Raw genomic sequence first — 18,439 nt, 5'->3', positions numbered from 1 at the left:
TCCTCTAGGCTGGCGCACTCTTTTCGAGATGGAGGTAAGTCGGGTCGAAGTCACCGGCCTCCAGCAGCTCGTCCCAGTCGAGCACCTGGATCCGGCTCCGGGTGACCTTGAGGAGTCCGCTTGCGGCGAGGGCCCCGTAGACACGGCTCATATGAACCGAGCTGATACCGAAGGCATCGGCCAGATTGGCTTGAGTGACGGGGAACTTGAAGGAATCCCCCTCAGTGAGGCCTACCGCCTTGAGGCGCACCATCAGCTCACAGACCAGATGCGCCACCCTTCCAAAAGCTTCACGCTGGCCAATATTGAGCATCCAGTCTCTATATATCGCCGCGTCTATCAGGGTCTCGCGCCACAGGGCCACCCCCAGCCGGGGGTGGGCCTCGCACATCTGCTGTATCTTCTCGTGGGGGATATAGCCCACGGTGCAGGCACTGATCGCTGCGAGGCCAAAATCCATCAATCCCAGGTGCAGGCTTTGGATGTCAGGGATATCCCCCGGGACATGGATGGCCATGATCTGACGCCCGCCTTCGGACGTCAGTTTATAGATGCAGGTACAGCCCTCGATCACCACGCAGCACTGCTTGGGCCGATCCCCCATGCGCACGATATCGTGACCCGATTCCAGCGACGCTACCTCCAGGGGTAACTCTCCAAGCGCTCGAACCTCTTCATTCGACAATGGATGGATACTTTGCAGCCTTCGGATCATCAAATCGTTCGGCGAAATTGAGCGGGTCATAAGCAAGCCACCGGTTTGACTGGGTCAAGATAATCAACTCGAGCCTAGTCGATCCTGCCCCATTCCGCCGTCGTTGGTACTGAATCACTTCGATAGTGCCGAATCACTCCACTACGGCGCACCATGGCCGCGTCACGGACTCACTCGCCTGCCAGCGGATTACCAGGCACGCGATCGCGACCGGTACAAACCGTCGTCCATCAAATCCACTAAGATGGCCCGCGGCGTGGAATCGGAGACTCGATGAGTTGGAGGGGTTGGGAGGAGATCCCATCGATGGGCAGATGCAGAAACAGATCGGCAGACTTCCCGCGCTTCAGCCGATGACGATGGCCTCGGCGGCGCCATGCCGCCGAGGCCGTGGCGTCACCCACACTGGCAATCGTGGCCGCAGTCCTTGCTTCCATCGGCGTGACCATTGGCGCAGGCCTCGCAGCAATACAACTTGCCGTCTGCCTCGACCGACCGGTCGGTGACTTTGCAATCGCACTTCGGGCATGCACAGGTCTGTTGGGACATCGGTGATCTCCTCTGTTGATCACGTCTAAATCTAGTCCCCACTGCCACTGTTATGTCATCACAACCGGCACGCCATCCTCCCCCCACGGCCGCAGCGCCCGTTTGAAGTCGGCAGACACGCCGGATTGCATGACAATGCAATTTCATGCACATTACCGCAAAACCTTGCAGGAGCGGCGGTATGCTCAATGTGCCCCAGACCCGGCAGCAAAAACTCATGGCACGCCTCGCGAATGGCGATGAACTGATCGCGCAGGAGCTTGCCGTGGAGTTCGAGGTGTCGCTGGATACGATCCGCCGCGACATCATCGCCCTGGAGCAGCGGGGTGAGGTGCAACGGGTGCGCGGCGGCGCGGTCTCCGTCGCGCCGCCGTCACCGCCGATGCAGTATCGAAACTCGAGCCAGAATCCTGCGGTGGCCGCGGTCGTCTCCCGCGCGCTACGCGAAATCGAAGGCGCGTCGACGCTGCTGCTGGATGGCGGTACCACCCTGCTGGCGATGGCCGAGCGGTTGCGGCCGCAGCCGGGCCTGCTGGTCATGACGCCCTCGCCATGGGTTGCCGTGGCCTGCCAGAAGCACGGCATCGAGGTGTTCATGCTGGGGGGGAAATTGAGTCCCAGCGGCGGCATCAACGTCGGCGATGCTGCACTGCTGGCCACGACGGATGTCCATGTCGACATTGCCGTGCTCGGCGTCTGCGGGATCGACCCGGCATTCGGCCTCAGTGCCGACGACCTCCACGAGTCGCAGCTCAAGCTGGCGATGACGCAGGTGGCGGCCAGAACGATCGCCCTGGCCTCGCGCGAGAAAATCGGTCGCCGCGCACGCTATCGCGCCGTTGCACCGGAGCATCTGGACTGCCTTATCACCGACGCCGACGCCACCGCCGTCGCGGGCTTCAATCAGTATGGGATGGAAATCATTCATGCCTAGTGCACGCCGGATCTGGCTCGCCGTTGCCGCCGCTTTCGTTCTCAACGGAGGACTGTTCGGCGCCTGGGCGTCGCGAATCCCCACCGTCGTCCAGCACAACGGGATCGACGGCGGCCAGTTGGGGCTGCTGCTGCTGCTGCTCGCGCTGGGCGCCATCGTCTCCTTTCCGCTCGCCGGCCGCGCCTCGGACGCCTTCGGCGCGGCACGCACGACGCTCGCCATCGCGATCTTCTACACGCTGGCGCTGATCCTGATCGCGCTGGCCCCCAGCCTTTGGCTGCTGGCGCCCGCGCTGTTCCTGTTCGGCGGCGCCCATGGCGCCATGGACGTGGCCATGAACAGTTGGGCCGGCGAGGCGGAGCGATACATCGGCAGGCGAGTGATGTCGTCGCTGCATGCGATGTGGAGCCTGGGTGCCGGCCTCGGTGCCGCCGCCGGCTACCTGGCAGTCAAGCTGGAACTGGGGCTGACGATGCATTTCACCGTCTTCGCCTTGTCGCTCTACGCCATCACGAGCTGGGTTGCCCACATTCGCTGGCAGTCCCAGACCCGCCCCCGGGCCTCCGGCGGCAGCCTGTTTCCCCTGCCCAGGGGCGGCCTGCTATGGGTGGGCATCATTGCCATGTGCGCGTCGATCGGCGAAGGCGCCATGGCGGACTGGAGCGCGCTCTTCCTGGTGGCGGTGACGTCGGCCAGCGAAGCACAGGCAGCGCTCGGCTACACCGTGTTCTCGGTGGCCATGGTGGTCATGCGGCTCATGGGGGATCGCCTGATATCGGCCTTCGGCCCGAGGAAGGCGGCGCGCTTTGCCGGATCCTCGGCATTGGCCGGCGTGCTGCTGGCGGTGCTGTTTGCCAATCTCTACACCGCCCTGGCGGGCTTCGTGCTGCTCGGCGTGGGCTACGCCCTGATCATGCCGCTGGCGATCACCCGCGCCGCCAACGATCCGGAGACATCGCCAGGCGTGGCGATCGCCAGCGTCTCGACACTGGGCTACGGCGCGATGCTGGTCGGCCCACCGGCGATCGGCTTTACCGCCCACTTCATCACCCTGCACTATGCTTTCTGCCTGTTGGGCATCCTGGCGTGCTTCATCGTCATCTGCGCGCCAGCGCTAGAGCGGCGGTGATCCGGCCGCTCGCCGCTAGCGGTTACCGCAATGCGCGTCCCCGACCGAGGAGGATGTCACGCGATGAACGAGCCGGCTTCCCCTGGCCGGGCGCGGGCCGTTCAGGCCGAATGGCCCAGCAGTACGCGTAATTGCTGGCGATTCTCGACCAGGTCGGCCAGCACATAGCCGTCGAGCACGGCGAGAAAGGCCTGCTGGGCCTTGGCTAGCACGCCCTTCAGGCGGCAGCCCGGTTCGATCGGACAGGTCGATTCCGGCCCGAAACACTCCAGCAACTCCAGGTTCTCGGTTTGCCTCACCAGCGCGCCGATGCCGATTTCCTCCGCGGGCCGCTGAAGCCGAAGGCCGCCGCCCCGCCCGCGCAGGCTGGCCACGTACCCCAGTTGCACCAGTGTCTGGGCGACCTTGGCCAGATGATGCGTGGAGATGCCGTAGTGTGTCGCAGCGGCCTGTACCGTGGCCGGCATCTGGTCGTCCCTCACCGCCAGGTAGATCAGCAGTCTCAGGGCGTAATCGGTGTGCGTCGTCAGTTTCATCAGCGCTTGACAGCCATAATTTGGTAAATGATACTCCCATTTAAATAGGCATTTAAAATACCGATTAAAATCCTGCCAGAGGAGTCGAGATGCCAACCACCGCCCAGACCGATATCGTCAAGAGCACCATCCCGGTGCTGAGACAGCATGGCGAGACACTGACCCGCCACTTCTACGCCCGCCTGTTCGCGCACCACCCCGAGGTCCGGCACTACTTCAATCCCGCGCATCAGCGCTCTGGCGGTCAACAGCGGGCCCTGGCCGGCGCCATTCTCGCCTACGCCCAACATATCGACGATCCGGCGGCGCTCGCCGATGCCATCGAGGTGATCGCCCAGAAGCACGCCTCGTTGACGATCCAGCCGGAACACTACCCGATCGTCGGCGAGCACTTGCTGGCGTCGATCCGGGAAGTGCTGGGCGACGCCGCCACCGACGAGGTGCTAGATGCCTGGGCCGCGGCCTACGGCGAACTGGCCAGGGTGTTCATCGAGCGCGAACGGACGATCTACGCCGAACAGCGCGAGCATCAGGGGTGGGCGGGATTCAAGCCGTTCACGATCGTGCGGCGCGAGCGCGAGAGCGACAACATCGTCTCCCTCTATCTGGTGCCGGCGGACGGCAGCGAGCCGCCCGCGCACCTGCCGGGGCAGTATGTCTCGATTCGCGTGCAGGATGCCGATGGCCACACCGCCATGCGCAACTACAGCCTCTCCAACGCGCCGGGCGCCGCGGCTTATCGAATCAGCGTCAAGCGTGAGGCCGGGGATGGCGAGGCTCCCGGGGGCGATGTCTCGAACCGCATTCACGACGACCTGGCCCAGGGCGACCGGATCGAGCTCTCACCGCCGTGCGGTGCGTTCACGCTCGAGCTGCCGGAATCGGCGGACAAGCCGCTGGTATTCATCGCCGGCGGCATCGGTGCCACGCCGCTGGTCTCCATGGCCCACGCGGCACTGCACGCCTCCCCGTCGCAGCCGGTGATCTTCATCCAGGCCGTACGCCACGGCGGGCTGCGACCGTTCACCCGCGAACTGGAGACGCTGGCCAGCCGTCATCCGAACTTCAGCCTGCACGTGTGCTTAAGCGAGCCAGGCGAAGCGGATGGCGCCGGCGACTCCGGGATCAAGCGCGGCGAGCTGGAACCGGCAGACCTCGAACGCTGGATCGGCGGGTGGGGAGCGACCTACTATTTCTGCGGGCCGCTACCAATGATGAGCCGGATCGATCGGATGCTGGAAACCCGTGGCGTGGCGGCCGGCGATCGCCGATACGAATGTTTCGGCCCAGCACAGCCGCTGGCGGCCTGACCGGATGACGATGGAACGCTCGGGCCGCAAAACCACTTGAATAGCGCCATGACCGGGGAAACAACGCCATGACTGGGGAGATAGCGACATGACTTGCGAATTCATCAACGACCTTGGTTTGAAAGCGCCGATCTTCCAGGCGCCCATGGCGGGCGTCGCGACGCCGGCCATGGCGGCCGCGGTCTCCAACGCCGGTGGGCTGGGCGCCCTGGGGGTTGCCGCGTCAACGCCGGAGGGCGCAGGCAAGGCCATCCGGGAAACCCGCGCCCTGACGACTCGGCCGTTCAACGTCAACGTCTTCTGCCACGCGCCGGCGCTGCGTGACAACGACCGCGAACGCCGCTGGATCGAGCGCGCCCGCCCGCTGTTCGAGTCGTTCGGCGCGACGCCACCGGAGCAGCTGAGGGAGATCTACTCGCCCTTTCAGGCGAGCGACGCTATGCTCGAAGTCCTGCTCGAGACCCGCCCAGCCGTCGTCAGCTTCCATTTCGGCCTACCCCGCCCCGAGCAGATCGAGGCGCTGCGCCAGGCGGGATGTCGGCTGATGGCGACCGCGACCTGCCTTGCCGAGGCCCGGCAGATCGCGGAGCGCGGGCTCGATGCAATCGTCGCCCAGGGGTGGGGCGCGGGCGGCCATCGCGGCGTGTTCGACCCCGATGCCACTGACGAAGGACGATCGACACAAGCACTGACCCGCCAGCTCGTCCAGGAGATATCTCTGCCGATCATAGCAGCGGGCGGCCTGATGGATGGTGCCGATATCCAACACGCCCTGGACTGGGGGGCGGCAGCGGCGCAACTGGGAACGGCTTTCATCCGTTGCCCGGAGAGCGCGGCCGACGAAGCCTATCGGGCTCGCCTGGTGTCCGGCGGGGGCACCGTGATGACTCGTGCGATTTCGGGTCGCCCGGCACGCTGCCTCGTCAATCGGTTTACCGCTTGGGCCGAAGATGCCATCTGCGAAGATATCCCGGCCTATCCGAACACCTACGATCTCGGCAAGGCACTGAATGCCGCGGCCAAGGAACGAGGCGAAACGGGTTTCGGGGCGCAATGGGCCGGTATCGGCAAAGCGCGAGGCGACATCTTCCCGGCAGGCGAACTGATTCTAAAGCTGGAAGAAGAGAGACGAGCGGCAGCTTCCAACGGCGACCATCGGCTCGAGGGATAGGCGTCTATTCATCTAGGTCACGGATCCACTTACGTACCTGATGACGTCTCGGCCGCGAAGCATATCGTCGAGTCACGAGACGCGTCGGCACGAGCGCCTCGCCCGATTCCCCCATGGTCAATTCAAAGGTTCTGGCAGCCCCCACGGGAGAGTCCTCGCTGCCGTAAACGGCGATGACCCGCAGCTCTATCGACTGGAGTGTACGCCCATCGATCGACTGGAAGTCGTCGGAGGAAAGTCCGTGAAAACGGAGAATTCGGCCGATGATGTCGTGGAAAGTGCCGATGTGATTGTAACTGCCGGAGAGCATCGGCCCCTGCCGAGTGGTTTCGATCAAGCGACCGGCTTCTTCTCTCTCGTCCGGCGACACCTCGAAATCGATCAGATCCTTGGAGAGCGCCCCCCGGTCGGTATGCAGTATCGCGACGATGTGCTCGATGAAAATAGGCTCGGGGCTCATGTTGCTGATGACGCAACGGGCCTGCAGCGTGCGGCCGAAGCCACGATTGATGATGATCTTGGGTTGACGTTGGCGCCTGAAGTTCAGGTAAAGCAGTTGCGCGTAGAACAGCCAGACGAAGAGCGTACACACGCTGGTCAAGGCCGTGATGGCCGGGCTGTTCTGGGAAATCCAATCCATCATATCGGTGCTCGCAACCTCCTCCCCCAAGGCATCGCCGTCCACCACGAGTGACACGGCCAGGGATCAACGAATTGCCCTCAGGGAGCAACCCGCCGCTATCACGTTGGACCATGGCATCGACGTTCGCAATGATCCAGGCAACGCAATGAGTGGTGCCTTCCGCCAAACAGAAGGGGGAACCGGTCAAACCGGCTCCCCGAGTACCCTACTTCCCCGTCGGCCATTCATGGCTTCCTGCCGAGGCATCCCCGCGATATCGTCCCTCGCACGGTGAATCTTTCAGTCATAAGGCAAATTGATCCGGATCACGAACGACACATCCGTTTGTGCCGATATGTGTCATGACCACAGGCGAGTGGATGGAGTCAGCTGTCACTTCAGTGGTTTTATCGGCACGCCGGCCCGTGATTCATCGAATCATTGCGTCGAATGGAGAGATCTGAAGCAAACTTGGTTTTTTTCGCCAGCAGCGCTCCTGAAAAGCCCAAAAAACCTAAGTAGACTTAATGGGTTCACAAGATAAAAAACCCTTTACACTTCGCAATAATCACTAAATAAATAAAGATAAAAGCAATTTATTGATAGAAATTCACGGCTCCGGTGTTTTTATATCGAAAACACCGATCAGAACTCTATCGCCAAAAATTTACTGTTCTGGCTAGCGTCCCTGCGGCCGCTTCAACCCGGTATGGCAAACGGTCCCCGCTGACTCTTTCCCATAGCCGGGTTATTTTTTCATATACGGACATCCACGTGCTGGACTGCCTCCCCGGAAGTCCCTGAGAGTCCAGCGCCTGCTACAAGATGCGCAGAAAGTGAATCGAAATCGAGGAAGCATCTCATATCAGTGACACTCCCCGGACGAAGAGCATCAGCGGCGAAAATCACTCACGGTCATCCACATTGCCGCAATGAAAAAACAGATAGCATGCAGCGATGCATAAATAAGCCACGTTGGTTATCAATGGCACTGCAAACTGTGACAGCCAAATAAAAAAGGCACCCACAAAGATAGACTGAGCACCACCCAGTATCATGACCATTGCCCATTGGGCCTCAAGACCTTTCCAAAACCGAAGGGCGGCATTGACTTGCAACAACCCCCATAGGATGGCCCATGATCCGAACACAGCGAGAACGACATCTTCACCCAGTTGCAGGCTGACGACCACGGCAAACGTTGCGACCGCACTTACCACGACATTGGCGGCTTGCGCTTTATTCCAACTCAGCCCGCCAAATTGCTGCGCGCCTATAAAGTTAACCACCGCATCCCAGGCAGGATATAAGATCAGCAAAATCGTCGCAATCTCGGCAGATTGAAGTCCCAAGGTCATCGACGCCGCGACCCACAGGACTGAAAATCCGGACCGGAAGAAGTAATATGCCTTGAGCCACCGTGATCTCATCGATAACTCAAGACAGGGATCCAACATATTGTTCATACAGCCATCCATTAGCGGACTGACGAAGTTATTGAAACCCCGTGATAAACGACAAATCCCAGATTCGAACCGTTTCCAGTCACCAACGCTTCTCTGTGGAGAATGCGCCGGGTGCATGATCTCACCACTAGCGACTTAGTGATCGAACGCCCTGGTTGGGGTTGGCGAACGACTTAAATGCCGGCGTACCATTCGTATCCCCGATCTTCCCAGAAGCCGCCGCTGCCGCCCCACAAGGCGGCGAAACTGTCGACGATCTCGATGTGCATGATGTACTTGGTCTGCTTGTAGCCCAGCTGCCGCTCGACTCTGAGACGCAACGGTGCGCCATGGCCCACCGATAGTTCCTGGTCATTCATCCGGTAAGCGAGGATCGTCTGCGGATGGAAAGCGTCGATGAGGTCGATGCTTTCATAGTATCGGCCACTGCCGTCGAGCGTCTTTTCGAGCTCGTCGGCGCAATGGAAGACCGCGAATCGCGCCGAGGGCTTGAGTCCAGTCGCCGCCAGAAGACTTCCGAGCGGAACACCGGTCCATTTGGCGATGGCACTCCACCCTTCGACGCAGTCGTGACGGGTAATCTGGGTGCGAGCAGGAAGCTTCTTGAGATCCGCCAGCGAGAGCTCCAGCGGCCGGTCGACGAGCCCGTCGATCTTCAACCGCCAGTTGGCGAAGTTGCCTTCGACCAGTTGCGCATACGCCTCACCGTCCGGGGCGCTGGTTCCGTTTACGCGGAACGCTGGCGAGATGTCCGTTTCGGCAAATTCGCGGGCGAGCGCGTCACGGCCCAGCAGCAGTCTCTGGGCGCTCATGGTCAGCTTCTCGGCGGAGCGAATCACGCCTCCCACTTCGGGGCTCTGTTCCAGCCTGTCGCAGCCGGACAGCGCCAGCGCGCTCACGCCCAGCGCACTGCTGATCAGAAAGCGACGGCGCTTGAGATCTGTCATGCGTCAGGCTCCTTGCTGCGGATCGCATAGCGACCCGTGACCATCGAGCGCAGGTTGTTCCAGGGCCCCGAGAGGATGACCATGGCGACGTGAACGATCACGAACACGACCAGCAGCGAAGCGGTGATGAAGTGAAGCGATCGGGCGGACTGGCGCCCGCCAAAGATATCGAGAAGAGCCGGAAACGCGGCGTCCATGCCCGGCGACAGGGTCAACCCCGTCAGTATCATCAGCGGTAGCAGCCCTGCCATGACACCGATGTAGGTCAATTTCTGGAGTACGTTATAGTGCCGGGCAGCTTCGCCGGCGGGGAAGCGCAAGCGGGCATGATCGACGATTTCCCGCCAGAAATGACGCGGTGCGAGCTCCTGCGCCTTCGGCGTCAAGTCACGCCGGAAATGTCCGCTGACGAGACCGTATCCCAGGTAGACGAGACCGTTGATGACGAACACCCAGGCGAAAAAGAAGTGCCAGTTCCGGCCAGCGGCAAGATCCTGATAGGACGGAAAGGTAAGCCACGTCGGAAACGCACGCGGTGTCCACTCGCCTTCCACCTTCGACAGGCCCAGGAAACCCGTGGTGGGCACGGAGACACTGCCGATCTCGACGAAGCCATGCGGCGTCCCGTGGCTCTCGCTCGCCCCTATCGTGAGAAAGGCAGGATCGGAATCCATGCCGTATTGGCCCCAGTGGAGTTGCGGATAGGCGTTGAATATCTGGAGACCACTCAATATCAGAAAGCTCAGGCACACCACGTTCAGCCAGTGCGACAGGCGGGTAACCACGGCATGGCGTCGGATGAAGATGGCTCGCCGACGCGGTGTCGATTGGAGAGGTGTCGAGCGGAGCGGTTGCGTCTCCTGATTCATGGGTCGGTCCTGATGGTTTAGCGGCATGGGTCGAAACAGCGCAACGTTTGCGAGATCGAACGCGCCACCGGCCTGGCAGAATCCTGAATCCAGGCCGGTGGCGACCTCCACTCACATCGGCGGGACGACACCATTGGCGCCAACGACGACCTGCTTCGCGGTCAAGCTGTCATCCGTGCTTTTCTCGACGGGGACGAAGACGACCGCTCCCGGCGTCAGATCGGCCTTGGTGGCCGGTGCCAGGGTCACGACAGGCGTTCCTTCGGGGATGGTGATTGTCTTCTCTTTCCCGTGATAAGTGACGGTAACGGTTCGGCCATCCACACCTTTGACAGCGTCTGCGACCGTGGCGTTGGTCATGGTGCTTTGGGGCTTCAGATCCCAACCGAAACTGCCCTCGCCGGCGCCCTTCAGGGCTGGCGGGAAGATCAGCACCTCGAGCGCGCCACTACCGCCGTCCTTCATGGGAAGCGAAGCGATACCGACGTAATCGCCGGGCTTGATGTCGGTAATCGCTGCACGGCTGACACCCGAAACCACCGCTCCCTCCGCCAGCGCAATGTCGACGGTCTCGCCTTCACGCGTGTTCACCTTCAATGTCTGACCGCTGAAGCTGACCACGTCGCCGCGCACGTTCATGGGCTCAGCCATGGCGCTCTGAGCGACAGCCGCCGAGCCAATGGCCGCGGCAGTCACAAATCCCACCACAAGTTGACGTAACATGTTGACTCCAGGGTATCTACTAGTAGATAGGCAAATGGATTGATGTGGACGGGTTTAGCCGCCTTCCGATCCAAGGCTAACAGGGACCCGGCTTGTTGTCTACCTACTGGATGGTAGACGATGAAATCGTGCAGAAGCCTTCCTTGCCAGCTCGGTTTTACGAGCGATTCGGCATGAGCTTTTCCATCAGGGAATCAGTGACGACCTTGAACACCTTATCGTCGCCATAGGCCCGAGCCGACAACATCGCACCGTGTACGCCCGCCACGAATCCCTCCGCCTCGGATCGAGCGGTACCGGCCAGAACGAACACGCCTTGCGCTGCGCCCTTGTCCAGCACAGCGGTGAGCCATGCCGATAGCATGCGGAAATGCGCCCGAACCTCGAGCACGATCTCTGGCGGCAGCACAGGTATCTGGCTCGCGAGCAAGGCGCATACGCAGAAGGCGTTGGTGGGATCGGCGATACACGCCGCCCAGTAGTTTGCATAGGCGCGAAGTTGATCTGCGGGGTCAGGGTTATAACGTTCCAGCGCAGCAATCCCTGCTTCCGCCTCCTCGCGATATCGCTCCAGAAGCGTACGAACCAGATCGACCTTGCTGGGAAAATGATGGTGAATGCTCGCCTTGCGAATGCCTACGACTTCGGCGATGTCTGCATAGCTGAAGCCGTTGTACCCCCCAGCGATGATCAGGGAGCGCGCGCATTGAAGGATTTTGTCAGCGGTACTTGTGGGATTGGTCATGATTGGCATATCTACCTTGTAGTAGAATATTTGTCAAGATCGGCCCGCCGTACCGGTGAAACCAGGCTAGAATCGATAAGAAAAGCAACGTGAGCTGAGGCTCGACGGGAATCCCCCTTCGACCCGCTTTCGCAGCGACCATCATGTCGGGGCCTGGTCAATCAAGGTCTTTTCGCAAGGTCTTTTCGACCTGCTCTTTTGGGACTTGCTACCAGCCTGCGCTCCTATTTATTCAAAGCTATTTATCCAAAACGGCTTATTCAAAATGATTTATTCAAAACGATTCATTCAAGACAGAAGTTTCCAGCAAAGGACGCAATGCGACCTCTCTTGCCTCACCTCCTATTCCGTCGTTTATCAAGGTTTCGGACCGGTTTTCAATATATCGCCGAATACTCGCGTTGACGGTAATACGCTTGAAATCTCGGAGCGACTCAATCAATTGTGGCGTCAGCTGATCGAGCTTGGGGCGGATATCTTCAGCAAGGCTTGGCGGAGCGTCAAAGGGTGGGTGTTTCGTTCGTTGCCATCGATCATGGAGTCGATGCTGGATGAGTTTACTGGCATCAAACTGATGCCTGAAAAATTCCAGGGCAAATGACGCATCGACACCCGCTCGTGTGGCTTCGACCACGACCCGATCTACAATCTTTGCTTCTCGTGCCGGGGCATCGATGGGATCACCAGAATTCCACTTAGCCTTTGCGACATCCGATGCGATGGCAAGACGCTCATCAACCAATTTCAGCAAATGATCCACCACCGGCCTCGCATCGTCAGCAGGCTCGGCGGAGCGAGCCTGGTACGCAGCGCCAAGTACCAATATGACGAGTATGATGGCTCGTAGCGTGAAATGAAAAACAGACGTGAAAGACCCCCTTTCAACCCCCATTACGATACTCCATAGAGTGACAAACGATTCATCCAAGCCGCCGCGGCGCGTGGCGTCGTGCTCGGGACGGACGTTGAACGAAGACTGGCACATCATTGGCGCCGCGGGCACCATCCAACGTGGAGCCATACGGCGGAAACCGGCGTAGCGATTCTCATTACCGGGGAGCCCTGACCGCCCCCATTGATCCCTACGTCGCCGAACCGTTCTTGGCGAAGTGGTCAGCGGCGATCTGTCCATGCCGTCGCACAGCCTCGTCAATGATCGTCCTAATCAATCTTTCAATAAAAACCTGATCGAGCTCGGCGTCATCCGCAAGTGTTCTCAGGCGCGCATATTGCGATTGCTCCCTGCCTTCATCCACCGGAGGAAAATCATGCTCGGCTTTCAATAGGCCGATTTCATTGGTACACCGAAAACGCTCAGCAAGAATATAAACCAAAGCCGCATCAATGTTATCGATCGTCTTTCGATACGATGCCAATTGAGCGGCAACGTCGCGTTCTTTCATAACGCTCCCTCTTCAACGGTGCTTCTACCAGAGGTTTCAACGGCGCTTCTGGCAAAGACAAGCGCTCCCCAAGATACCGCCTGGGATGCAAGCCTCATGGGTCGGAAGATCAAATCGTGAAGGCATTCTTCACTGGCGAGAAAGCCTACCTTCTGGATGGTAGACAGTCAACGTGGTTGCTCGATTCTCGCAGTGCTGTTTCACCTTCCGCCCGAGCCCCTGCTCACCTGATCAAATCCCCGATGCAGCAGTTCAGGCTCCAGAGCCGGTCGCCCTTGTCTGCACCTCCATCAGGCACGCCACGGTCAGTAGAAGAGCACTTCCACCAGACTATTCGTGGTCACGACACTGATAGCTTGCCCCAGTCGCGAGCGAAGACTAACATAGGAACCGAACGGTTCTCATATAGACTCGACAGGAAAAGACATCGATGGCAACTCACGCTGGTCTCGGGCGTCCCCGCGAGTTCGACCTGGACGTTGCTGCACGCGACGCCATGAACGTGTTCTGGGACCATGGATACGAAGGGACATCCCTACCCGACCTGATCGAAGGCACGGGACTGTCGCGGGGCAGCCTTTACAAGGCATTCGGCGATAAGAAAAAGCTGCTGCTCGCGGCGCTCGACCTATACATGGCAGAGGGACTCAGGGCCACCGCAGACCTCTTGTCGCAGCCCGGTACGGTCAAAGAGGCTATTCGTGCTTCGCTGCTGCGCTACGCCCGCCTCTCCTCGGGCGAGGCAGGCCGGCGTGGCTGCCTCGTTGTGGCCATCGCAGTCGAGATGGCGGCCCACGACCCGGCGCTCGCGGAACGCGCTGCACAGATGTTTCGTCGCATACAGCAACTCTATGCCGGCGCGATCGTGCGTGGGCAGGCAAACGGCGAAATCGCCGAAGGGGATGAGCAGGCCATGGCACGCTTTCTGGTCTGCCAGATCCAGGGCATGCGCGTACTGGGAAAAACCGGTGGGCTCGAGGCAGACATGGTCGCGCTGGTCGATAGCGCGATGCTGATGCTCGAGCGGAATTAAATTTATCCATTTAGGAACCAATCGGTTCCTTAAAAAGGGCTATCTCATGACACTTGATACCAAGACGCCTCCCGCACCACGCCGCTGGGCAATGTTTGCGATCCTGCTTGTCGGCACCTTTCTGCCGCCGCTCGATTTCTTCATCGTCAATGTCGCACTTCCCTCGATTCGCGAGGACCTGGGCGCCTCGCCTTCGTCCCAGCAACTGGTCATTTCGGCTTATGCCGCGATTTATGCCGTGACACTGATTACCGGCGGCCGCCTGGGCGACCTGTTTGGGCGCGGCAGGGTGTTCCTTTGCGGATTGATCGGTTTTGCGGTCGCCTCGGCGCTATGCGGTATCGCATGGTCGCCCTGGGCTCTCATCATCGGGCGCATACTGCAGGGCGTGACGGCGGCCATCATGGCACCGCAAGCCCTGGCTTCGATTCAGGTGATCTTTCCAGAAACAGAGAAGCCGCTGGCACTCAGCCTCTATGGCGCCGTGTTCGGCCTGGCCGCCACCATCGGACAGGCTCTCGGGGGCATCTTGATTTCGTTGGACCTGCTAGGGCTGGGATGGCGGGCGATCTTCCTGATCAATCTGCCGCTGGCAATTCTGGTCGCGCTGTTCGGGATCCCTCTCCTCAAGGATACGCGTCTCCGGCACGCCCGTAGATTGGACATCGGCGGTACCATGCTGTCGATGGCCACCCTCGGCGCGCTGATCATACCGCTCATCGAGGGACGTGAAGCGGGGTGGCCCCTGTGGTCCTGGCTATCGCTCGGCGCAGTGCCGCCGTTGGCGTGGTACTTCTGGCGTTATGAAAGCAGGCTTGCCAGTACGGGGCGCGCTCCACTGCTGTCTCCTGCCGCGCTAAAAGCGCCGGGCCTGGGCCGGGCACTCTTGATCGCGCTGTTGTTCTACACGATTGCTGCGTTCTTCCTTCTCTTCTCGGTGTTCCTGCAGGGCGCCTTGCATCTGAATGCCCTCAGTGCGGGCCTGATCTTCCTGCCGTTCGGAGCGGGATTTCTACTGGGACCGCTGGCAGCCCCACTGGGCACGCGCGTCGTTGGCGTCTACGTCAATGCCATTGGCATGGCGCTTGAAGCCGGCGGCTTCCTCTGCCTGGTCTGGCTGGTCGCCACGACGCCGCTGGGCATGCCGTTGGCATTCGTGCCGCTCGCGGTCCTGCTCTTCACGATTGGATTTGGCCAGGGACTTGCGCTTCCCACCTTGATGCGGATGGTGACGAGTCGAGTCGCACCGGCATTTTCAGGCATGATCGCAGGCATCGCCACGTCAACGCTGCAAGTCAGCGCCGCGCTGAGCGTCGCGATCATTGGTGGCATTTTCTATTCCCTTCTCGGCCTCCAGGACGATCCGTCAGCCATCACCCACGCTTTCGTCGTATCAATGCTATGCATCGCTTTGTGTCTCGCCGTCGGGTCGGGTCTGAGCATCACACTTGCCCGGCGCCCCAGCATCGTGCCACCCGCCGATGGCCGGGTAGCTGGGGCATAGCAGCAAGCTGCCCTTTCGACCAAGAGCTCCGGGAGCGCCTCGCCATGGAAGGCAAAAAGATCATCGCCGTAGACTCCGCGCTCTTCTCGACCAATCGTTTCCATACCCTCTTGCGCCATGCACAAAGCCTGGGTGATCCATGCAAAATACTCCTGGACCTATCATGCCGCGATGTGAGCGGTTCATCGGACGCTATCAATCAAGCGATGTCGCCGAATATCCAACGGTAAGATCCGTCGAGAACGTATTCGCTTGGGAGCAAGATGATGGCTGGCTGATCAGCCTCGACGTGTGGAATTCGCCAATCTGACAAGACGCGGGATAGATTCAATAGGAGGGATCATTATCAGCCCAATGACCAGGCTGAAGTTCCAGTTGTACAAACATGAGAGGCTAAATCTCACGAGGCAGCCTCTCATCATGGACTAGGCGGAAAAACCGCCATCCACCAACAACTCGGCGCCCGTGACGAAGTCCGCCTCGTGACTCACCAGGTAAGCCACTGCGCCGGCAATGTCTTTACCCTGGCCATAGCGTCCAACCGCCAACCGGGGAAGCATCACTTCGGCCACGGGGCCATCTATGGGATTCATGTCGGTCTCCACTGGGCCAGGTTGAACCGTGTTGACCGTGATGCCACGCGGCCCCAGATCACGCACCAACCCTCTCGTGTAGCCAGATACGGCGCCCTTGGTCAGGGTGTAAAGTGAAATAGTACCAAACCCGACATATTGAGTGACATTACTACCAATATGAACAATACGTCCGCCTTGCCCCATATGCTTCAACGCTTCCTCGGTGGCAGCGACCATACCAGTGACGTTGACAGCCAGCATTCTCTGATAATCCTCGGATGTCACTTCTCCGGGATTCCCCAGAACGAGAATGCCAGCATTGTTCACTAGAATATCGATCTTGCCAAAGGCTTCGAACACGTCGTTGACCGCTGCTCTGACCTGATCCGGATTACCCGCGTCGGCTTGGATCGCCTTCGCCTTCCCGCCCGACGCCTGAACTTCCGAGACCAGTGTCTCGGCCTTGCCGGGAGAGGCATGGTAAGTCAGCGCCACCGTAGCGCCATCTGCAGCCAAACGTCGAACAATAGCGGCCCCGATGCCGCGGGAACCGCCAGTGACGATCGCCACCTTGTTTTTCAAAGAGTTGGTCATTTCATGACTTCCTATGCATGCCCCTGCCGGGCTGTAGTCAAACATAGCCGTCCAATAAAAATCGCTTTATTGGACCCACTCTTTCACCTTTATCCCACACGATAATCATGAAATGCCCAGACTCACGGGCAAACCTGCTTATCATTTGGAATCACTTAAGGCCGTATTCAATCTCAGACTCGGTGGTCTAAGAACAACAGGGCACGGCTGGACACCCAGCGGAGGAGACAAACCGGAAAGGCAACAACCCACCATTCTCGACTAGCGAGTGGAAAAGGGTCACAGCGGAGTAAAAAGGCTTCTCATCACGACTGTCGCGTCCGTGAATCTTTTGACATCGGCCATGACTAGCTCGGTTTCCGGCGAGGCAAGCGCCACATCAATATCGCTGGTTTCCCGAAAGCGATAGACCCCGATGGAAAGCCAGCCATCCCCGTTGCCAGCGGGATAGAAGGCTTCCGCCGACTCGAGGCCATATTGCCCCCAGCACTCCATCGCCAGCGCGAGATGCTGGGTAGCGTAATATTCGCGATCGAATCTCGTATTTTCGTCACCAACACAAACAACCATCATCTTGGTCATGAGTATCGTTTCCATTGCTCGTTTTCATACAGTTCAGCTGCCTTGGGACAAGAATGACGAAACCAGGAATGAGTGAGCGTGCGAACCCTGTCGCTGGTGGCCTACCCTGCTTTCCGGCAACTGATTTGGCCCTTGCCACGACCTTTCAGGCTCCAGCGGTGTCGATATCGATTCAGCGCTTCGCGGACTGGATCGTATAGTCCGCCATCACCGACCAGTCGCGATCGCCGAGACCGGCGTCGACCGTTTCGCCCATCCTTTGATAGACCGCTGCCAGCATCGGTAGCGAACCTTCGGTTTGCTCGGCGGCCTCAGTAGCCAGGCGCAGATCCTTGAGGCCCAACGTCGCCTTGAATCCCGGCTCGTAGTCGTCATTCGCGATATTGGCCGAGTAGACCTGATAGGAGCGACTGCCGAACAACGTGCCCAGGATCAATTCGAAGAAGCGTTCACGCTCCACGCCGTTGCCCTCGGTCAGCGAGACCGCTTCCGCCATCGCCTCGATCGCCATGGCGATCATCATGTTGCAAGCGATCTTGGCCGCGTTGGCAGCGGGCGGCCGGTCGCCCATGAGCCATACCTGCTTGCCAATGGCCTCGAACACCGGTTGCACCCGATCAACCGCCGCGGCCCTTCCCCCGGCCAGAATGTTGAGTTCACCCTTGGCAGCGACATCCGGCCTGCCCAGCACCGGCGCCGCGACGTAATCCATGCCGGCGTTGGCATGCAGGGCCGCCAGCTCGTGCGAAAATGCCAACGAGATGGTCGAGGCCACGATATGCACGGTGCCTGCTGCGGCATGTTCCAGGACACCGCCTTCCAGCAGCGCCTCCCGAATCGCCGCATCGTCGGGGAGCATGGTCAGCACCGCATCCCCCTGAAACGCCTCCCGCGGCGAAGCCACCATGGTCACGCCATCGAGCTCGCCACCGGAACGGTTCCAGGCCTTGACCGTGTGCCCGGCCGCAACGAGATTGCTCGCCATGGCGCGTCCCATCGCCCCTAATCCAATAACGCCAATATCCATTGCCC

20 protein-coding genes are annotated in these 18,439 nt (G+C 60.1%); 6 read left to right on the top strand and 14 right to left on the bottom strand.

Annotated features, from left to right (window positions below):
* Window positions 1-4: 4 nt before the first annotated feature.
* Window positions 5-715, bottom strand: coding sequence for a Crp/Fnr family transcriptional regulator (locus F0A16_RS20380; RefSeq protein ID WP_338100622.1), 711 nt, complete (start codon window positions 713-715; stop codon window positions 5-7).
* 396 nt (window positions 716-1,111) lie between these two features.
* Window positions 1,112-1,264, bottom strand: a complete 153-nt coding sequence (locus tag F0A16_RS20375) for a metallothionein (RefSeq protein ID WP_149437705.1) — start codon at window positions 1,262-1,264, stop codon at window positions 1,112-1,114.
* 181 nt (window positions 1,265-1,445) lie between these two features.
* Between F0A16_RS20375 and F0A16_RS20370 the strand changes: the two genes are divergently transcribed.
* Entirely contained in the window at window positions 1,446-2,198 is a 753-nt protein-coding gene (locus F0A16_RS20370; protein ID WP_187776093.1) for a DeoR/GlpR family DNA-binding transcription regulator, read from the top strand.
* A complete protein-coding gene (locus F0A16_RS20365) occupies window positions 2,191-3,327 on the top strand; it encodes an MFS transporter (RefSeq protein ID WP_149437701.1) in 1,137 nt (378 codons plus the stop codon). Before F0A16_RS20370 ends, F0A16_RS20365 begins: the two co-directional genes overlap by 8 nt.
* A gap of 101 nt (window positions 3,328-3,428) precedes the next feature.
* On the opposite strand, the gene F0A16_RS20360 is transcribed toward F0A16_RS20365, so the two are convergent.
* Window positions 3,429-3,863, bottom strand: coding sequence for an Rrf2 family transcriptional regulator (locus F0A16_RS20360; RefSeq protein WP_149437699.1), 435 nt, complete (start codon window positions 3,861-3,863; stop codon window positions 3,429-3,431).
* 89 nt (window positions 3,864-3,952) lie between these two features.
* Between F0A16_RS20360 and hmpA the strand changes: the two genes are divergently transcribed.
* Both hmpA and F0A16_RS20350 read left to right on the top strand, forming a co-directional pair.
* A complete protein-coding gene (gene hmpA / locus F0A16_RS20355; RefSeq protein WP_149437698.1) occupies window positions 3,953-5,173 on the top strand; it encodes an NO-inducible flavohemoprotein in 1,221 nt (406 codons plus the stop codon).
* 88 nt (window positions 5,174-5,261) lie between these two features.
* A complete protein-coding gene (locus tag F0A16_RS20350) occupies window positions 5,262-6,344 on the top strand; it encodes an NAD(P)H-dependent flavin oxidoreductase (protein WP_149437696.1) in 1,083 nt (360 codons plus the stop codon).
* A 4-nt stretch (window positions 6,345-6,348) separates the two neighbouring features.
* On the opposite strand, the gene F0A16_RS20345 is transcribed toward F0A16_RS20350, so the two are convergent.
* From F0A16_RS20345 to F0A16_RS20310, 8 genes are all read right to left on the bottom strand, one after another.
* The gene (locus F0A16_RS20345; protein ID WP_149437694.1) at window positions 6,349-6,987 is read right to left on the bottom strand and encodes a hypothetical protein; all 639 of its coding nucleotides are present in this window, start codon (window positions 6,985-6,987) and stop codon (window positions 6,349-6,351) included.
* An 884-nt stretch (window positions 6,988-7,871) separates the two neighbouring features.
* Window positions 7,872-8,432 (bottom strand): hypothetical protein, encoded by a 561-nt coding sequence (locus F0A16_RS20340; RefSeq protein ID WP_223119844.1) that lies wholly within the window; start codon window positions 8,430-8,432, stop codon window positions 7,872-7,874.
* Window positions 8,433-8,605: 173 nt separating this feature from the next.
* On the bottom strand, window positions 8,606-9,379 hold the full coding sequence (locus tag F0A16_RS20335) for a molybdopterin-binding protein (RefSeq protein WP_149437692.1): 774 nt from the start codon (window positions 9,377-9,379) through the stop codon (window positions 8,606-8,608).
* Window positions 9,376-10,248, bottom strand: coding sequence for a cytochrome b/b6 domain-containing protein (locus F0A16_RS20330; protein WP_149437690.1), 873 nt, complete (start codon window positions 10,246-10,248; stop codon window positions 9,376-9,378). Before F0A16_RS20330 ends, F0A16_RS20335 begins: the two co-directional genes overlap by 4 nt.
* Before the next feature lie 111 nt (window positions 10,249-10,359).
* On the bottom strand, window positions 10,360-10,971 hold the full coding sequence (locus tag F0A16_RS20325; RefSeq protein WP_149437689.1) for a hypothetical protein: 612 nt from the start codon (window positions 10,969-10,971) through the stop codon (window positions 10,360-10,362).
* Between the two features lie 157 nt (window positions 10,972-11,128).
* Entirely contained in the window at window positions 11,129-11,716 is a 588-nt protein-coding gene (locus F0A16_RS20320; protein ID WP_149437687.1) for a TetR/AcrR family transcriptional regulator, read from the bottom strand.
* A 274-nt stretch (window positions 11,717-11,990) separates the two neighbouring features.
* Window positions 11,991-12,737, bottom strand: coding sequence for a gamma subclass chorismate mutase AroQ (gene aroQ, locus F0A16_RS20315; RefSeq protein WP_239023911.1), 747 nt, complete (start codon window positions 12,735-12,737; stop codon window positions 11,991-11,993).
* Window positions 12,738-12,798: 61 nt separating this feature from the next.
* Entirely contained in the window at window positions 12,799-13,119 is a 321-nt protein-coding gene (locus F0A16_RS20310; protein ID WP_149437685.1) for a chorismate mutase, read from the bottom strand.
* A gap of 430 nt (window positions 13,120-13,549) precedes the next feature.
* Here F0A16_RS20310 and F0A16_RS20305 point away from each other — a divergent pair, with 430 nt between their 5' ends.
* On the top strand, window positions 13,550-14,152 hold the full coding sequence (locus F0A16_RS20305) for a TetR/AcrR family transcriptional regulator (RefSeq protein WP_149437682.1): 603 nt from the start codon (window positions 13,550-13,552) through the stop codon (window positions 14,150-14,152).
* Between the two features lie 46 nt (window positions 14,153-14,198).
* The gene (locus F0A16_RS20300) at window positions 14,199-15,656 is read left to right on the top strand and encodes an MFS transporter (RefSeq protein ID WP_149437681.1); all 1,458 of its coding nucleotides are present in this window, start codon (window positions 14,199-14,201) and stop codon (window positions 15,654-15,656) included.
* Between the two features lie 425 nt (window positions 15,657-16,081).
* On the opposite strand, the gene F0A16_RS20295 is transcribed toward F0A16_RS20300, so the two are convergent.
* The 3 genes from F0A16_RS20295 to F0A16_RS20285 all read right to left on the bottom strand — a co-directional run bounded on the left by F0A16_RS20295 (window position 16,082) and on the right by F0A16_RS20285 (window position 18,434).
* On the bottom strand, window positions 16,082-16,825 hold the full coding sequence (locus tag F0A16_RS20295) for a 3-oxoacyl-ACP reductase family protein (protein WP_149437679.1): 744 nt from the start codon (window positions 16,823-16,825) through the stop codon (window positions 16,082-16,084).
* Between the two features lie 279 nt (window positions 16,826-17,104).
* On the bottom strand, window positions 17,105-17,407 hold the full coding sequence (locus tag F0A16_RS20290; protein WP_187776092.1) for an EthD family reductase: 303 nt from the start codon (window positions 17,405-17,407) through the stop codon (window positions 17,105-17,107).
* 172 nt (window positions 17,408-17,579) lie between these two features.
* Window positions 17,580-18,434, bottom strand: coding sequence for an NAD(P)-dependent oxidoreductase (locus F0A16_RS20285; RefSeq protein ID WP_149437677.1), 855 nt, complete (start codon window positions 18,432-18,434; stop codon window positions 17,580-17,582).
* Between the last annotated feature and the right edge of the window lie 5 nt (window positions 18,435-18,439).

Origin of the sequence: Salinicola corii, from assembly GCF_008298015.1 — a bacterium.
Taxonomy (GTDB): Bacteria; Pseudomonadota; Gammaproteobacteria; order Pseudomonadales; family Halomonadaceae; genus Salinicola; species Salinicola corii.
The sequence above is the reverse complement of the archived record's forward strand: the minus strand, read 5'-3'. Positions and strand labels throughout refer to the sequence as shown.